We start from the raw sequence: 15,480 nt of genomic DNA, 5'->3' as shown, positions 1-15,480 counted from the left end.
CGGTTTCTGCCTGGTGGCGCCCCATTTTCCTTTCCCCGCCCTACTCCGGCGCAACTTCCATTAGCGCCTGCCCACCGGCGACGAGGTTGATCATCTGCGCCACGGCCTTGATCTGCTTGCCATCCCTGGTGTGGTAGCCGGCATGCGTGTAATTCTGCCCCCACCAGTCCCAGCAGCCGCGCGGATTCACCGGCCCCAGGCTGCGGGCCTGGATTTGTGGATAGAGGACGATCACCCCGTTGGCTTTGGCCCATTCGTTGTAGCCGGCAAACTTGGCGAACAGATTGCCGGCGTGGCCTGGCCGATAGTCGGTGTTGCCGCCCTGCTTGCAACCGTGGAAGGCAATGTGCAGCTTGCACTGCCGGCCGTCCCGGCACGGCTCGGGAATGAAGATGTAGCCTTCTCTGGCCATCGAGGCATTCTGCAACGCGCTATAGGGGAGGTCCGAGAACTTGCCGAAAACCTGCCGTTGATCGAAGGCCTGCAGCTCGTTCTCCTGCACCTGCAGGCGACCCTTGTCCAGTGCCTGTGCGCCGTAAATCCGTTCGAGGATCGCACCGGCGAGATCGACGTCCTTCAGATCCTTGCATACCGCCAGCTTGTCGGGGGGTGGACAGGCGACTGCGACTTCGCCGTCGGCTGCCGACGCGGCGGGGCAAATGCAGAGGTTCTTCTTCGCCTGTTGCCGGGCCACCGCTTCGCAGTCGTCGATGTAGGCGTTGGTCGCCACCGCCGGCGGTGGCGCTGGCGGCACGGCACAGTCGCCGACGACCTTGCCGCCGGGTTTGCCGAAACCGTCGCGAACCATCGTGTGGCGGGCGGGGAAGGTACCGTTGAAGTCGATCTTTCCTTGCCGCACGGCGCCTTTGTCGGGGTCGGCATAGAAGCGGAAGACGATGGCCATCACCCCGTGCGGGACGATGTCGTCGTAGCTGCCGCTGAACAGATAGACCCTGTCATCGCGAAGATTGGCGAGGCGATCGATCTTGCCGGCGGCTTCCTGTTTCCTTGCCTCGTCGAAGGACGCTCGTGCCGCCGCCTCGATCGCCCTTCTGCCCTTTGGCGCGAGATCGGTCTTGCCGCAGAGTTTCGGGTCCAGCTTGAAGGCCAGGCATTCGAGCATCGCGAACCGACTGCAGCGGGTGAGCGCGTCGAGGATGCTGCCGCGAGCGCAGTAGTAGGGTCCGCCGGCGACGATGCCGGCGCCCATGATGTGCTGCGAGTGCGCGACGTGAAACTGGTGCGCCATGAAGCCACCCGAGGAAATCCCCGACACGGAAATCTGGGTGGTATCGACCTTGACTCCGGCGGCCACGTCTTCCAGCGCCGGGGCAGCGCTTGGCGAAGCGGAAAATGCCAGCAACCACAGCGCCGCGATGCTCAGGACGCCGTAGCGAATGCTCGCGCTCACTTCTTGCCGTGACATTGTTTTCTCCCTTTTTTCTTGAGTCGTCGCCTGACGCGATCTACCAGGCTTGCCGTCCGCACAAGCGACGCGCAAAATGCTGCGCCGCACCATGAAGCATAGGGTGCGGCTGGCCAAAGTCAAGTCGTGAGGGTGCGGCGGGGGGAGCCAGGGCAAGATGACGGACTACGCGCTGAGCAGTGCCGAAAGCTCGCGCTGCAGCAGGTCGGGGTCAGCGGCGTTCAGCTCGACGAGGCGCCGCAGGTGGGTGACGCTGTCGACATCGATGGTCTGGCAGGCGAGCCCGGCTCGGCGGCCTTCACGATGTGCGACGGACGCCTGCATGCAGATCACGCTGCCGGCGTCGTCGAGGACGACACGCAGTTCAGCGCTGGCTGCGAGTCCAGGCTCGGCATGCGCCGGCAGGTGCACCAGCGCACCGCGCAGGGAAAGGTCGAGGACGCGTACGTCGAGCTGCTGCCCAGCAAGAAGTAACTGAGCCGGCGAATCGAAGGCAATACGGGAAAAGTGACGTCGCTGCTTGGTCATGGCCGCTCGCTCGGAAAGTTTACCTAGCGCGCAGCTTACCCCAAAGAATCTTGTGCAGCTGCAACTGGAAGCGTACGGGCAGGCGGTCGGCGAGCAGCCAGTCGGCCAGGGTTGCCGCTGCCAATTCGCCGTCGACGGGCGAAAAAAGCAGCGGACAGAGGGCCGCGAGCTGACGTTCCACGATCAGCTGCCGCGCCCATTCGTAGTCAGAGCGGTCCTTGAGAACGAACTTGATCTCGTCGTTGACGGTCAGCAGGGCGAGGTTCTGCCAACGATTCCGGTCGCTCTCACCGGAACCGGGTGCCTTGACGTCAACGACGCGCGCGACGCGCGCGTCGACCTGGCCGATATCGAGTGCGCCCGAAGTTTCCAGAGAGACGGCATGGCCGGCGTCACACAGAGCGCCGAGCAGGGGCAGACAAGCGGGCTGGGCGAGGGGTTCGCCGCCGGTCACGCAGACGCGGGCGACGTCGTGAGTGGCGACCTCGGCGAGGACTTCCGGCAGCGACATCGTCTGCCCACCCGAGAAGGCGTAGGCCGTGTCGCACCATACACAACGCAGGGGGCAGCCGGTCAGGCGGACGAAAACGGTCGGCAAGCCGACGCGCGAGCTCTCCCCTTGCAGGGACAGGAAAATCTCGCTGATCTTCAGCGCCGGGGCTTTTCCCGAGGATTCCACCTGCCTATTTTTTCAGGCGTTGCCTGGCGGCGCTCGCCGCCGCGCTGTCCGGGTACTTGGCCAGCAGGGCTTCCAGCGTACTCCTGGCATTCTTGCTGTCGCCGAGTTCCTGTTGGCAGGTGGCGACGTTGAGCAGTGCATCGGGCGCCTTGCTGTGGGTCGGCCACTTGCTGCCGACGACGCGCTGTGCCTCGAGCGAGCGGCGACAATCACGCAAGGCGTAATGAGCGTTGCCGAGCCAGTAATAAGCGTTGGGTGTCAGCGTGCTGTCCGGATGCGCCTTGGCGAAGGCTTCGAACGCCGTTGCCGCTTCCTTGAGCTTGTTGGCCCGAAACAGATTGAGCGCCGCTTCGTACTCGCGGGTCTCGGCGGCCGGATCGCTGGCCACCTTCCTGGGGGGCTCGCTGGCGACCGGCTTGTCGTCCGCCGGTCTGGCTGAGGTGCCGGCAGCTGCCGTTGCCGCGCCCGTTGGCGCGCTCGCCGCCGCGGGCGTCTCAAGTTTGCGCAGGCGCCCGTCGAGGTCGACGTAGAAGTCCTGCTGTCGCTTCTTGGCCGCATCGAGCTCGTAGTTCAGCGTCTCGACCTGGCCGCGCAGGCGGGCATTTTCGTCGCGCAACGCCTGGATCTGATTGGCCAGTTCCATCTGCCCTCTGGCGACCGTGTCCAGGCGTTCGTTCGACTTCGCCGAAAGGTCGGTGACTTGGCGTCTCGCCTCCTCGTCGTCGAAAAGACCGGCGTGCGCCTGCTGCGCGCCGAGCGCGGCGAGCAACAGGGCGACCGGAACGACGCGTGTTCTGGCCGGCGAGCGACCCGTGCAGGTTCCCGGCATCCTAGAACTCGCCGTTATAGAGCATGTCGGCGCGACGGTTCTCGGCCCAGGCGGTTTCGTTCTGGCCTTCATTCTTCGGCTTCTCCTCGCCGAGGCTCACTGCCTCGAGCTGCTCTTCCTGAGCGCCGAGCAAGGCCAGCATTCTCTTCACCGCATCGGCGCGCTTCTGCCCGAGTGCAAGGTTGTACTCACGGCTGCCGCGCTGGTCGGTGTTGCCCTGGATGAGCATTTTGAACTGGCGGTTCTGAGTGAGGAACTTGGCGTGCGAAGCGACCAGATCCCGGTATTCGGGTTTCACTTCGTAGTTGTCATAATCAAAATAGACGCTGCGCTTGGACAGGATATTGTTGGGATCGGTGAGCTCGGGCGGCAGGCGGTGGCTATCGACACCCCCTGTCGTGACGGTGGCCACTCCCGGTCCGCGTGACTCGACCGGCGCACCGGCGCCTGCCTTGTCGGCGTCTGGCGTAGAGCTGCAGGCGGCCAACATAAGGGCAAGAGCAGCCGGAATGACGAGTTGTTTCATGGATCTATCTCCTGCGGAAAATGGATGATTAAAGCGGCTTTTTACTTGTTGAAGGGGCCCCACGCCGGCTCGCGAACATCACCCGCCGATATGGACAGGCGTTGTTTGATTCGGCCGTCGGTAGACACCGCCGAGAGGACGCCCCGACCACCGGACTCGGTGGCAATCAGGATCATCCGACCGTTCGGCGCAAACGTCGGTGACTCGTCCTTGTAGGAGTCGGTCAGTACCTGTACCTGCCTGCTCGCCAGATCCATCACGCTCAAACGGAATCCGCCGTCACGCCGGCTGATGAAGGCCATCGACTTGCCGTCCGGCGACAGGCGGGGCGTGACGTTGTAGCTTCCTTCGAAGCTCACCCGCTGCACGTCGCCACCGCCGATAGCGGCCCGGTAGATCTGCGGGCTGCCGCCACGGTCGGAAGTGAAATAGACGAATTGTCCGTCCGGAGAAAAGTTGGGTTCGGTATTGATCGCGCTGCTGCTCGTCAGGCGCTGCGCGCCGGTGCCGTCGGCATTGACGATGAAGATTTGCGAGCCGCCCTCCTTGCTCAGCACGACGGCCAGACGGCGGCCGTCGGGAGACCATGCCGGCGCCGAGTTCGAACCCTTGAAGTTGGCCACGACGATACGCTTGCCGGAGGCCAGCGAGTGCACATACACCACGGGTTTCTTGTTTTCGAACGAGACGTAGGCCAGACGGTCGCCATCAGGCGACCAGGAGGGCGATATGATCGGTTCCTTGGAGATCAGAGCCACCTGCGCATTCTGCCCGTCGGCATCGGCGATGTGCAACTCGTAGCGCGCGGCGTTGACCCGCACGACATAGGCAATTCGCGTCGAGAAAACGCCAGGCTCGCCGGTCAGCTTCTCGTAGATCACGTCCGCGATGCGGTGTCCGGCGGCGCGCAGCATCGGCTTCGAGGTCACGAAAGCAGAGCCGCCGAGGACCGTCTCACGGGTGACGTCGTAAAGCCGAAAGCGTGCCTCCTGGCGTCCGTCGGCACTCACGCCGATGCTGCCAGCGGCGAGCGCGTCGGCACCGCGGCTTTTCCAGTCACCGAATATCGGGCTACTGGTCTCGGTGATGGCAATGCCGCCGGTGTCGATCATCTTGAACAGGCCACTGCGTTCAAGGTCGCTACGGATGACCGAAGTCAGAATCCGCGAAGCGGCCGGATCTCCGCCGAAGTCGGCGATGGCCACGGGAATGCGGTTGGCGCCAGCACCGGTGATCTCGATGGTCAGTTGAGCGTGTGCCGACGCGTGCAGCAAGGCAAGTGCGCAGACGGCAAACAGGCCGATACGCCGGATCTGGGAGAGTGTTCTTGACATGGCGCGATCCAATACAGAATGGGCGATTATATCGCCTTTGCATTCTTGGCATCTGTAACAAAGATTGATCTCGTCGCGAGCTGCCTGCCAAACCGAAAGAAAAGGCCGCTACTTGTCAACGTCGATTGCTAGTCGTCACGTGGGCGGTAGGGGATCTTCAGGACGCGCTCGAAGAGCTCCGCTTGAGGGGGTTTCGGCAAGGGCGACGATCTGCGGATCGCACGCTCGACGGCGGCGTCGAGCGCTGCGTTGCCGCTCGAACGGCGGATCTTGACGTCGAGGACGTCGCCGCTGGGTAGTTGCGTGACCTCGAACTCGGCCTCCGGATTTCCCTGGATGCCTGGCGGCAGGGCGATGTTGCCACGAATCTTGCCACGCACCTTGTCCATGTACTCGGCCAGGCCGCGGGCGCGCTCGACGGCCGCCTGTTCGGCCTGCAGCTGCTTGAGCTGGCGTGCCTCGGCCTGAGCCCGGGCGCGCTGGTCCTGAGCGGCTTTCTCGGCCGCTTTCTGCTTCGCTTCCTGCGCCGCCTTCTGCTTTTCCAGCTGCGCTTTCTCGCGTTCCAGCTCGTCCTCGAAACTTGGCCGGCGTTCCGCTTGTGGCTTGGGCTCCTCCTTCTTCGGCTTGGGCTCTTCCTTTTTCGGCGGCTCCTTGGCTTTCGGCTGTTCCTTCGCGGGTGGTTCCTTCGCTTTCGGCTCTTCCTTCTTGGCAGCTTCCTTCTTCGGTGGCTCCTTGACTTCTTCCTTCCGGGGAGTTTCCTTGGGCTTTTTCTCTTCCTTCAGCACGATGTCCGGCTTGACCTCGGGCTTGGGTGCCGGTTTGGGCTCGGGCTTCGCTTCGGGTTTTGGCGCCGGCTTTGGCGGCGGTGGTGGAGGTGGCGGCGGGGCGGGTTTCGCTTCGGGTTTTGGCTTTGGCTCGGGCTCGGGCCTGGCTTGCGGTGCCGGCTCGGTCTTGACCGGCAGCGCCGGCGCCGGTGCGCTGCGCCAGACTTCGACTTCGATCGACTTCGGTGCCTTGCTCTTCCATTGCACGCCGAAAAACAAGGCGCCGATGAGCAGCAGATGGACGGCTGCGGCAAGGGCCAGCGAGCGCCATTTGGCTGGATCGGCAGCTTGCGGTGGCGCCGTGAGTGTGTCGACTGAATTCACTGCTCAGCAACTCACTTGTCGGCCAGCTGGACGAGCAGGCCAATGCGCTTGACCTCGTTGCGCTGCAACTCGTCCATGACCTTGAGAACGGCTTCATACTTGACGCTGCGGTCACCGACGATGACCACCGCCAGTTCGGGGTTGCTCTCCTGTGCCGCACGAATCTCCCCGGGCAGCTGGCCGCTTGTCACCGGACGTTCGCCGGCCCCCGGCGCCAGCAGGGTCAGTTTCCCATCGGCGCGAATGTTCACCTGCAGCGCGTCGGCGGGCGGCTGCGCTGCTTTGCCGACCGACGGCACGTCGATGCTGGCGGTGGTCATCATCGGCGCGGTGACCATGAAGATCACCAGCAGCACCAGCATGACGTCGATATAGGGGACGACGTTGATCTCGTTTTTCAGACGGCGCGGACGCATGGCCTTACCTCACTTGCCGTTGCAGGATGTTCGAGAATTCCTCCATGAACGACTCGAAGCGCGACGAGAGGCGATCGATCTCGTGTGCGAAGCGGTTGTAGGCGACCACCGCCGGAATTGCCGCGAAGAGGCCGATGGCGGTGGCCACCAGCGCTTCGGCAATCCCCGGGGCAACCGCCGAGAGCGTCGCCTGGCCGACGTTGGCCAGGCCGCGGAAGGAATGCATGATTCCCCAGACGGTACCGAAGAGGCCGACGTAGGGACTCACGGAACCGACCGAGGCGAGAAAGGCGAGATGCGAGTCGATGCTGTCCATCTCGCGCTGATAGGTGGCCCGCATGGCGCGGCGCGAGCCGTCGATGACGTCCTTGGCGTCGAGGTGCTTCTGGCTGCGCAGTTTGGTGAACTCGCGAAAACCGGCTTCGAAGATACGTTCCATGCTGCCGGTGCTATGGCGGTCGTTGATGGCGCTTTGGTAGAGGCTGTTGAGATCGCCGCCGCTCCAGAAATCGCGCTCGAACTGCTCGGTTTGCGATCGCGCCGCCTTAACGGTGAACCACTTGCGGAAAATGTAGTACCAGGACATGAACGAAACGCCGGCCAGGAGGAGCATGACCGCCTGCACGACGGCACTGGCGTTGAGGATCAGGTGCAGGATCGAGAGGTCTTGCGAGACGTTCATTGCAATGCTTCCAGTTGGGACCGCAGAAATGCGGGAATCGAAGTCGGCTTCATCTGCGCCGAGTTTACACAAACGATCTGGACGGCGGCGCCGAGCAGGTCGACCGAGCCGCCGGCGACGCTCTCGTCGGCACGCCGGATGGCCTGGCGAAAAAATACTTGCACGCGGCTGATCTTCTCCACTTCGAGATCAACGAGGAGTTGATCGTCGAGCCGCGCCGCCTTCAGGAAGTCGACCTGAACGCTGCGCACGACGAAAGCGATCCCCGGGTCGCGCAGCAAGTCCGCCTGCCGATAACCGATCGCGCGCAGCCATTCGCTGCGACAGCGTTCGAGGAACTTCAGATAGTTCGCGTAATAGACGACCCCGCCGGCGTCGGTGTCTTCGTAGTAGATACGAACGGGAATCGAGAAAGAGCTGAGCTTGGGCGTGAATTTCATCGTAGGATCAGATTCTAATGCAGCTTTCTTCACGTAGAAAGTAAGCTTTTGTGACCGGTCGTGCGAGGAGCGGCTCAGGCGTTTCGCCAGAGTTCGACCTGCGCGTCGCCGAGCAGGTGTTCGAGGCCCAGATGGCGGTAGACGGCCGCCGTCGCCATCCGCCCGCGCGGTGTGCGTTGCAGGAAACCTTGCTGGATCAGGTAGGGTTCGAGCACATCCTCGATGGTATCGCGCGCTTCGCCAATGGCCGCGGCAAGGTTGTCGACACCGACCGGGCCGCCAGCGAACTTGTCGATCACCGCCGACAGCAGCTTGCGGTCCATGACGTCGAGCCCGCCGTGGTCGACGTCGAGCATCAGCAGCGCCGCGTCGGCGACCTCGCGCGTGATCCGGCCGGCGGCCCTGACTTCGGCGAAATCGCGTACCCGCCGCAACAGCCGGTTGGCAACCCGCGGCGTGCCCCGCGAACGGCGCGCGATTTCCAGTGCGCCGCCGCTATCGGCGGGCACCTTGAGCAACTGCGACGAACGCGTGACGATCTGCGTCAGCTCCTCGGCGGTGTAGAACTCGAGCCTGGAGACGATACCGAAGCGGTCGCGCAGCGGGTTGGTGAGCATGCCGGCGCGGGTGGTCGCGCCGACCAGCGTAAAGGGCGGCAGATCGAGTTTGACCGAGCGCGCCGCTGGCCCTTCGCCGATCATGATGTCGATCTGGAAGTCTTCCAGGGCCGGGTAGAGGATTTCCTCGACCACCGGCGACAAGCGGTGGATCTCGTCGATGAACAGCACGTCGTGCGCGTCGAGGTTGGTCAGGATGGCGGCCAGATCGCCGGCCCTTTCGAGTACCGGGCCCGATGTCGAGCGCAGGTTGACGCCCATTTCGGCGGCGATGATGTGCGCCAGCGTCGTTTTCCCCAGTCCGGGCGGACCGAAGAGGAGGACGTGGTCAAGCGTGTCGTGGCGTCGCCTGGCGGCTTCGATGAAGATCGCCAGCTGTTCGCGAATCTTCGCCTGGCCAACGTAATCGGCCAGCCGCCGCGGCCGCAGAGCGCGCTCGATGGCTTCTTCCTGCGTCGATTTCGACTCGGCCGAAATCAGCCGCTCGATCGGCGCCGCGCCGAGGTCGTCGCTTTCGATCATGGCTGGCGCTCGCTTTCCGTGGCCAGGGCGGCGGCGGAGTCGGGACCGTCGTGCGCCAGCCACTCGCGGATCAGTACCTGCCCGAGGGCGAGCAGGGTTGGCCCGAGGAACAGGCCGATGAAGCCGAAGACCAGGACGCCGCCGAAAACGCCGACGACGATCAGCAGCAGCGGCAGGCTCGCGCTGCGCGAAATGAGGATCGGTTTGAGGAAGTTATCGACGCTGCTGATGGCGAACATCCCCCACAGCACCATGAACACGGCCCAGCCGGTCTGGTCGCCGTTGTACAGCCAGATTGCCGCCCCCAACCAGATCAGCGTCGCGCCGACCACCGGCACCATCGAGAAAAAGAAGGTGGCAATGGTCAGCAGAATGACGCCCGGAACGCCGGCGACGAGAAAGCCGATCATGGCCACGATCGACTGCGCCGCGGCGGTTCCGACGATCCCGGCCATGACGCCGGTGACGGTTCCCTCGGCCAGCGTCAGCATCCGTTCGCCGAGGTTGCCGGCGAGCATGCGGCTGCCGGTGAGCAGGGCGTCGGCGTAGATATGTGCGTCGCGAAAGATGAAGAAGACGAAGAAGATCACCAGCACCAGTTGCAACAGTCCTTGCGCAAACAGGGCCACCGCGGCCAGCGCGAACTTGCGCGTCGGGTCGAAAACCTGACGCAGTAGATTGTTCATTTCCTCGCGGCTATCGGCCAGATCGTGCCAATATCCGGTGACGTCCGGGCCGATGATCGGCAGACTGGCAAGCCACGCCGGCGGTTGGCCGGGAATGCCGCTCTCGAGCAGTGGTTTCACCTGCCGGATGCCGATCTGAACGGCGTCGGCGAGTGAGCCGGAGAGCAAGGCCATCGGCACTACCAGCAAGAGCAGCAAGAGTAGCGACAGCAGGAGCGCCGCCAGACTGCTGCGCCCACCGCAGAGCGTCAGCAGGCGGTTGCGAATCGGCAGCGTCGTCAGGCAGATGACGACGGCGAAAAGCAGGGTGCCCGTAAACGGCAGCAGCACAGCAACACAGCCGATCAGAAGCAGCGCGACGAGCGCGATCTGGATCAGTTGCTTGTGGCTGGGATTCATGGATTCATGGGCGCGGTTCAGACCTTTGACAGCAGCTTGAGCGCCTGCCGAATGCCGTCGGAAGTAGTGGTTTCGGCCGGCAACTGCCTCATCACGGCGCCTGCTTCGCGCTCATTGTAACCCAGCGCCAGCAGCGCATTGAGAATGTCACTGCGGCTGTCGGCGGCCGCCGGCGTGGCCGTCGGCAGAGCCTCGGCGAGCTTGCCCTTGAGTTCGAGCAGCAGGCGCTCGGCGGTCTTGGTACCGATTCCCGGTACCTTGGTCAGGCGCCCGACTTCCTGACGGGAGACGACTTGCGCCAGGTCGCTCACCGACAGTCCGGAAAGCACCGACAGCGCCATGCGCGCGCCGACGCCGGAGATCTTGAGCAGCTGGCGAAACGCGAAGCGCTCGCTTTCGGTGGCAAAACCGAAGAGGAACTGCCCGTCCTCGCGGACCGCGAAATGGGTCAGCAGGCTGAGTTTCTCGCCGTTCTCGGGCAGGCTGTAGAAGGTGCTCATCGGTACCTCGAGCTCATAGCCGACGCCATGCACGTCGACCACCACCTGCGGCGGGTTCTTCGCGAGCAGGATGCCACTCAATCGGCTGATCATCTCTTGTTCTCCTTGGCGACCATCCATCGCCCATTGCGGACGTGCAGACCGCGGCTGCTCAATTGTTCGATGCCCTGGCCCCCGTGCGCGTGCGCGATCGCGCAGGCCAGGGCGTCGGCGGCGTCCGGGCTCGGCTCGGCCGCCAGCGACAACAGGCGGCGCACCATGTGCTGCACCTGCACCTTGTCGGCGTGGCCATTGCCGACCACCGCCTGCTTGACCTGCAGGGCAGTGTACTCGGCGACTTCCAGGCCGCTGACGACCAGCGCGGTGATCGCCGCACCCCTGGCCTGGCCGAGGCGCAGCGTCGATTGTGGATTGACGTTGACGAAGACGATTTCGACGGCCGCCTGGTCGGGCCGATGCCGGGCGACCAGCGTGCGCAGTTCGCTGTGTATGGTTCCCAGGCGGCTGGGTAGCGAAGCACCGGCGTCGGTCCTGATGCAGCCGCTGGCCAGGTAGGACAGGCGGTTGCCGGTCTTTTCGATGAGCCCGAAACCGGTGATGCGCAAGCCCGGGTCGATGCCCAGAATGCGCAGCGGGCCTGCTTTCCCGTGCTGCCCTGCCTCATTCATCGCGGTGTCGCGCGCGCCAGATAGACGCCGCTGACCGCCAGCACCATGCCGGCAACCGCCAGCCCGCCGAGTGTTTCGTCGAACAGCAGCCAGGCGATGATCGCCGTGCTCGGCGGCGTCAGGTAGAACAGGGTGGCGACATTGACCGCACTGCCGCTGCGGATCAGTAGATTGAGCAGGCTGATCGCCCCGACCGAGAGTACCAGCACCAGCCACAGCACGGCGAAGACGAACTGCGGCGTCCACTCGATGAGCATGCTTTCGCTTGCCGAGGCGGCCACGGCGGTGATCAGAGCGGTGGGCAGGAACTGGATTACCGAGCCGGTACGGAGGTCGAACTGCGGACAGAAGCGCTTCTGATACAGGGTGCCGAGGGTGATGCCGAGCAGTGCGGCGATGGCCGGAACGAGCATTGCCGCCAGAGGCAGGTCGGCAAGCTTGTTGGCAACGACCAGGGTCACTCCGGCGAAGCCGAGCGCCAGGCCCAGCCATTGCCGCGGCGAGACGCGTTCGCCGAGCAGCAAACCCGCGCCGCAGGCAGTCAGCAGCGGTTGCATGCCGACCACCAGCGCCGTCACGCCCGCCGGCAAGCCGTGTTTGATGGCCGTGAACACGCCACCCAGATAGACGCCGTGCACGAGAACGCCGGAAACGCCGATGTGGAAAAACTGGCGCGGATTGGCGGGCCACGGTGCGCGCGTCAGCAGTACCAAGGGAAGCATCAGCGTCAGCACCAGCAGGTAGCGGGTGAGCAGAAAGGTCAAGGGTTCGGCGTAGGGTAGGCCGAACTTGGCGCCGATGAATCCGGTGCTCCACAGAAAGACAAAAAGAAAGGGCAGCAACGATGTCGGCAGGGGCATGCAATGGGCTCCGTGGCAGGGGAGAGAGTGTAGCAAGCATCGCCACGGCAATGGCGGCACCCTTCTTCGTGGTGGTTGGCGCGGGTGTCTCTTGTTCCACGGCTTGCAGACCGGCCGCGCGGATTAGGGGTGCGGTGGCGCCTGATGGCCGAGGGCCCGCGCGATCTTGTCGGCCGTCGCCTTGATCGTCGTTGCCCAGTCTGGATCGTGGCGGTCGCTGGGGGCCGAGACGGAAAGCCCGGCGACCAGTTGACCCTCGTCGTTGCGGATCGGCGCAGCGATGCAGCGCAGGCCGATCTCCGCTTCTTCATTGTCGAAGGCCACTTCGTGGCGGCGAATCTTGTCGAGTTCCTTGTCGAGGGCATCGAGGCGCGTCAGCGAGTGCGGCGTTTTTCCCGGCAGGCCGGTGCGACGCGCGTAGGCGCGGACATCGCTGGCGCTGTCGGCGGCAAGAAACAGCTTGCCCACCGAAGTCAGATGCAGTGGCGCCCGACCACCAACCAGATAGACGACGCGGACCAGCGAGCGACCGCTGGACGTACGATCGACGTAGATGATCTCGTCCTCATGGCGGATGCCGAGGTTGACGGCCTCGCCGATGGCCTCGTGCAATTGCTGCATGTACGGCCGGGCGACTTCACGGATGCTGATCCGCGACTTGACCAGATTGCCCAGTTCGAGGAGCCGGATGCCGAGCGTATAGCTGCCGTTCTCGTGCCGCTCGACGACCGCGGCGCTGGCCATCGCGGCCAGAATGCGGTGCGCCGTCGACGGGTGCAGGCCGCTGTTCCTGGCCAGGACCTTGAGGCTCACCGGCTCGCGGATGTCAGCCAGCACGTCGAGCAGCGACATCATGCGCTCGATGACCTGTATCGACGTCTTCTCTGCCTGTTGTTCCGCCATTACCTTCCTATCGCAATTCCCGGAATCTTCCGTTTTTGCCTGCGGGAGACTAATATTGCCCGCTCTGCCACTCGCCCACGCTAACTTGTGCGGCGCAATATCTTACCATCATGCGCGTCGCCCTGTTCGTAGGCTACCTGGTCGGGCCCAGCGCTTCTTGCGCCGCTCGCGACCTGCCCGCAGCGCAGGGGAGGACATTCCGCAAACGCTACCGCCAGCGTCAGCGCGTCCGGTGAGGTACGCGAGCGCAGCGACGAGCCAGGCTGGTTCCCTCTGCCAATGTCCAGCATTGCCTCAATTCATGAGTCGCCCACGCGACTTCCTCGGCAACCAAGCAAGGAGCGAACTTCCAGATGACGTCCGCAACCGACCAGGTCCTGGCGATACCGCTGTGGATCAATGGGCACGCCTATTTGACCATGGCGCCGGCTTTTTTCGATGTCCGCGACGCACGCAGCGGCGAGGTCAAGCGGCGCACACCGCTGTGCGGCGCTTCCGAAGCGCTCGCTGCCGCCGGCTCGGCGCAGGCGGCCCTCGCTGACTGGGCGGCCAGAACCGTCGCTGAACGCGCGGCGCTGTTGCTCGTCCTGGCCGACGCGCTGGCCGGGTATGGCGAGCACTTCGCCGCACTGATCAGCGAAGAAACCGGCAAGGATGCCGGTTCGGCGGCGGCCGAAGTCGACGCCGCGCTCGCCCTGCTGCGCGACCGCGACTCGGCGACCGATAGCCGGGGCGGCAGCAGCGCGGCCAAGGCGGTCGTGGCCGTCGTCAGCGACGACAGCGCGCCGCTGCTCGGTCCGCTGCGGCACGCCGTTCCGGCCCTGCTGGCGGGCGCGACGGTGGTCGTCAAACCGAGCCCGAAAGCGCCCTCGGCCGCTTTCGCGCTGGCCGAACTGACGGCCGAGAGCGCTTTCCCTGCCGGCGTTTTCAACGTCTTGCACGGCGACCTGAAGGCCATCGAAGGCCTTTGTGTCGCCAGCCAGGTCAGCCGGCTGTGCTTTTCCGGCGATTCTGCCCTCGGCGCCAGGATTGCCGAAGTCGCCATCCGCTACGACAAACCATTCGTGGATTGAGCCATGCACCGAATCGTCTTTCTTGAGCGCGAATCGATCATCGCCGAAGTTCGCCGGCCGGATTTCCCGCATCACTGGGTCGAACATGCGCAGACGCTGCAGCACGAGGTCAAGGAGCGGCTCGCCGGAGCGACGATGGCCATCGTCAACAAGCTGCAGATCGACGCCGAGCTGATCGCCGCGCTGCCCGCGTTGCAGATGGTCGCCGTCGCCGCCACCGGCAGCAACAACATCGATGTCGACGCTTGCCGTGAACGTGGCATCGTCGTCTCGAACGTTCGCGGCTACGCCGTGCATAGCGTCCCCGAGCAGGTGCTGGCGATGCTGCTGGCGCTGTCGCGCAATCTCTTCGCCTATCGGCAGGCGGTCGTCGACGGCAGGTGGCAGCGTTCCGGGCAGTTCTGCTTTTTCGACTACCCGATCCGCGACCTGCACGGCGCGACGCTGGCGCTCATCGGCAGCGGCAGCCTGGGCAGCGGAGTCGCGCGTCTGGCCGCCGCTTTCGGCATGCGCGTGCTGCGCAGCGAACGCAAGGATGCACTCAGCGTTCGTCCTGGCTACACGCCCTTTGCCGAAGCGCTGCGCCAGGCCGACGTGGTTTCACTGCATTGCCCGCTCAACGCCGAGACGGCGAGGCTGATCGGCGAAGCTGAGCTGCGGTCGATGAAAACCTCGGCGCTGCTGATCAATACCGCGCGCGGCGGCCTGGTCGATGAGGCAGCGCTCGCCCGGGCGCTGCACGAAGGCTGGATCGCCGGGGCCGGCTTCGACGTCCTCAGCGTCGAGCCGCCGCGCAGCGGCAACGCCCTGCTCGCTCCCGAGCTGCTGGCCTTGCCCAATTTCCTGCTTACCCCGCACGTCGCCTGGGCCAGCCAGCCCGCGATGCAGGCACTCGCCGACCAGCTGATCGACAATCTGGAAGCCTTCGCCCGCGGCGAGCCGCAACACGTGCTGACATGAGCAGTGCATTCGGCGCCAAAAGCGCGCATTCGCGCCCGCCCGACGAACACTACGCGCTCAGCGAATCGTGCAGCCCGGGGCCGCGCAGCGAACTCTTCGCGCGCGGCTCGGGCGCCGGCCGGACGACCTGGGGTGATCAGACCAACAGGTATTCGCCCGACTGGCCAACCCACGCCAACCATTCGCAGGCCGATGGCTCGCTGCCCGAGCTCTGAGCCGGGCTCCACGAGCGCCGTCTCGCCAGGCTCGCCTGGCCACCTGCACTTCCTCTCCCCTTGGGTCAT

The 15,480-nt window shown here is 64.7% G+C and carries 19 protein-coding genes; 3 read left to right on the top strand and 16 right to left on the bottom strand.

Annotated features, from left to right (window positions below; translation table 11 throughout):
* Positions 1 to 40: 40 nt before the first annotated feature.
* From QZ613_RS17415 to QZ613_RS17340, 16 genes are all read right to left on the bottom strand, one after another.
* Positions 41 to 1,426 (bottom strand): hypothetical protein, encoded by a 1,386-nt coding sequence (locus QZ613_RS17415; protein ID WP_291983325.1) that lies wholly within the window; start codon positions 1,424 to 1,426, stop codon positions 41 to 43.
* A 165-nt stretch (positions 1,427 to 1,591) separates the two neighbouring features.
* Positions 1,592 to 1,954: a PilZ domain-containing protein gene (locus QZ613_RS17410; RefSeq protein ID WP_043567927.1), complete on the bottom strand. Its 363-nt coding sequence runs from the start codon at positions 1,952 to 1,954 to the stop codon at positions 1,592 to 1,594.
* A gap of 19 nt (positions 1,955 to 1,973) precedes the next feature.
* Positions 1,974 to 2,633 carry a 7-carboxy-7-deazaguanine synthase QueE gene (gene queE / locus QZ613_RS17405; protein ID WP_043567925.1) on the bottom strand — a complete coding sequence of 220 codons (660 nt, stop codon included), beginning with the start codon at positions 2,631 to 2,633 and terminating at the stop codon, positions 1,974 to 1,976.
* Between the two features lie 4 nt (positions 2,634 to 2,637).
* Positions 2,638 to 3,462, bottom strand: a complete 825-nt coding sequence (gene ybgF / locus QZ613_RS17400) for a tol-pal system protein YbgF (protein ID WP_043567924.1) — start codon at positions 3,460 to 3,462, stop codon at positions 2,638 to 2,640.
* A gap of 1 nt (position 3,463) precedes the next feature.
* Positions 3,464 to 3,988: a peptidoglycan-associated lipoprotein Pal gene (pal, locus tag QZ613_RS17395; protein ID WP_043567922.1), complete on the bottom strand. Its 525-nt coding sequence runs from the start codon at positions 3,986 to 3,988 to the stop codon at positions 3,464 to 3,466.
* 41 nt (positions 3,989 to 4,029) lie between these two features.
* On the bottom strand, positions 4,030 to 5,322 hold the full coding sequence (gene tolB / locus QZ613_RS17390; protein WP_291865985.1) for a Tol-Pal system beta propeller repeat protein TolB: 1,293 nt from the start codon (positions 5,320 to 5,322) through the stop codon (positions 4,030 to 4,032).
* A 128-nt stretch (positions 5,323 to 5,450) separates the two neighbouring features.
* Entirely contained in the window at positions 5,451 to 6,470 is a 1,020-nt protein-coding gene (gene tolA / locus QZ613_RS17385) for a cell envelope integrity protein TolA (RefSeq protein WP_043567919.1), read from the bottom strand.
* A gap of 11 nt (positions 6,471 to 6,481) precedes the next feature.
* Positions 6,482 to 6,886 carry a protein TolR gene (gene tolR, locus QZ613_RS17380; protein WP_043567917.1) on the bottom strand — a complete coding sequence of 135 codons (405 nt, stop codon included), beginning with the start codon at positions 6,884 to 6,886 and terminating at the stop codon, positions 6,482 to 6,484.
* Between the two features lie 4 nt (positions 6,887 to 6,890).
* Complete coding sequence (gene tolQ / locus QZ613_RS17375) at positions 6,891 to 7,568, bottom strand: protein TolQ (protein ID WP_043567916.1); 678 nt, start codon at positions 7,566 to 7,568, stop codon at positions 6,891 to 6,893.
* A complete protein-coding gene (gene ybgC / locus QZ613_RS17370) occupies positions 7,565 to 8,008 on the bottom strand; it encodes a tol-pal system-associated acyl-CoA thioesterase (RefSeq protein ID WP_043567915.1) in 444 nt (147 codons plus the stop codon). The genes tolQ and ybgC overlap by 4 nt, the downstream gene beginning before the upstream one ends.
* A gap of 74 nt (positions 8,009 to 8,082) precedes the next feature.
* Positions 8,083 to 9,147 carry a Holliday junction branch migration DNA helicase RuvB gene (gene ruvB / locus QZ613_RS17365; protein WP_043567914.1) on the bottom strand — a complete coding sequence of 355 codons (1,065 nt, stop codon included), beginning with the start codon at positions 9,145 to 9,147 and terminating at the stop codon, positions 8,083 to 8,085.
* Positions 9,144 to 10,232: an AI-2E family transporter gene (locus QZ613_RS17360; RefSeq protein WP_043567912.1), complete on the bottom strand. Its 1,089-nt coding sequence runs from the start codon at positions 10,230 to 10,232 to the stop codon at positions 9,144 to 9,146. The genes ruvB and QZ613_RS17360 overlap by 4 nt, the downstream gene beginning before the upstream one ends.
* A gap of 17 nt (positions 10,233 to 10,249) precedes the next feature.
* On the bottom strand, positions 10,250 to 10,825 hold the full coding sequence (ruvA, locus tag QZ613_RS17355) for a Holliday junction branch migration protein RuvA (RefSeq protein ID WP_043567910.1): 576 nt from the start codon (positions 10,823 to 10,825) through the stop codon (positions 10,250 to 10,252).
* Positions 10,822 to 11,400: a crossover junction endodeoxyribonuclease RuvC gene (gene ruvC, locus QZ613_RS17350; protein WP_291862614.1), complete on the bottom strand. Its 579-nt coding sequence runs from the start codon at positions 11,398 to 11,400 to the stop codon at positions 10,822 to 10,824. Before ruvC ends, ruvA begins: the two co-directional genes overlap by 4 nt.
* Complete coding sequence (locus QZ613_RS17345) at positions 11,397 to 12,260, bottom strand: DMT family transporter (RefSeq protein WP_043567907.1); 864 nt, start codon at positions 12,258 to 12,260, stop codon at positions 11,397 to 11,399. The genes ruvC and QZ613_RS17345 overlap by 4 nt, the downstream gene beginning before the upstream one ends.
* Positions 12,261 to 12,383: 123 nt before the next feature.
* Positions 12,384 to 13,163, bottom strand: a complete 780-nt coding sequence (locus QZ613_RS17340; RefSeq protein WP_043567905.1) for an IclR family transcriptional regulator — start codon at positions 13,161 to 13,163, stop codon at positions 12,384 to 12,386.
* Between the two features lie 353 nt (positions 13,164 to 13,516).
* Between QZ613_RS17340 and QZ613_RS17335 the strand changes: the two genes are divergently transcribed.
* Genes QZ613_RS17335 through QZ613_RS17325 form a run of 3 tightly spaced genes read left to right on the top strand, consistent with a single transcriptional unit; the run spans position 13,517 to position 15,411 of the window.
* Complete coding sequence (locus QZ613_RS17335) at positions 13,517 to 14,236, top strand: aldehyde dehydrogenase family protein (RefSeq protein WP_043567904.1); 720 nt, start codon at positions 13,517 to 13,519, stop codon at positions 14,234 to 14,236.
* A 3-nt stretch (positions 14,237 to 14,239) separates the two neighbouring features.
* Positions 14,240 to 15,196 carry a D-2-hydroxyacid dehydrogenase gene (locus tag QZ613_RS17330; protein ID WP_043567902.1) on the top strand — a complete coding sequence of 319 codons (957 nt, stop codon included), beginning with the start codon at positions 14,240 to 14,242 and terminating at the stop codon, positions 15,194 to 15,196.
* Positions 15,193 to 15,411: a hypothetical protein gene (locus tag QZ613_RS17325; protein ID WP_363319773.1), complete on the top strand. Its 219-nt coding sequence runs from the start codon at positions 15,193 to 15,195 to the stop codon at positions 15,409 to 15,411. Before QZ613_RS17330 ends, QZ613_RS17325 begins: the two co-directional genes overlap by 4 nt.
* Positions 15,412 to 15,480 lie beyond the last annotated feature (69 nt).

It is taken from the genome of Candidatus Accumulibacter sp. ACC005 (assembly GCF_907163215.1).
Taxonomy (GTDB): Bacteria; Pseudomonadota; Gammaproteobacteria; order Burkholderiales; family Rhodocyclaceae; genus Accumulibacter; species Accumulibacter regalis.
This window is presented reverse-complemented; position numbering and strand designations above follow the sequence as displayed.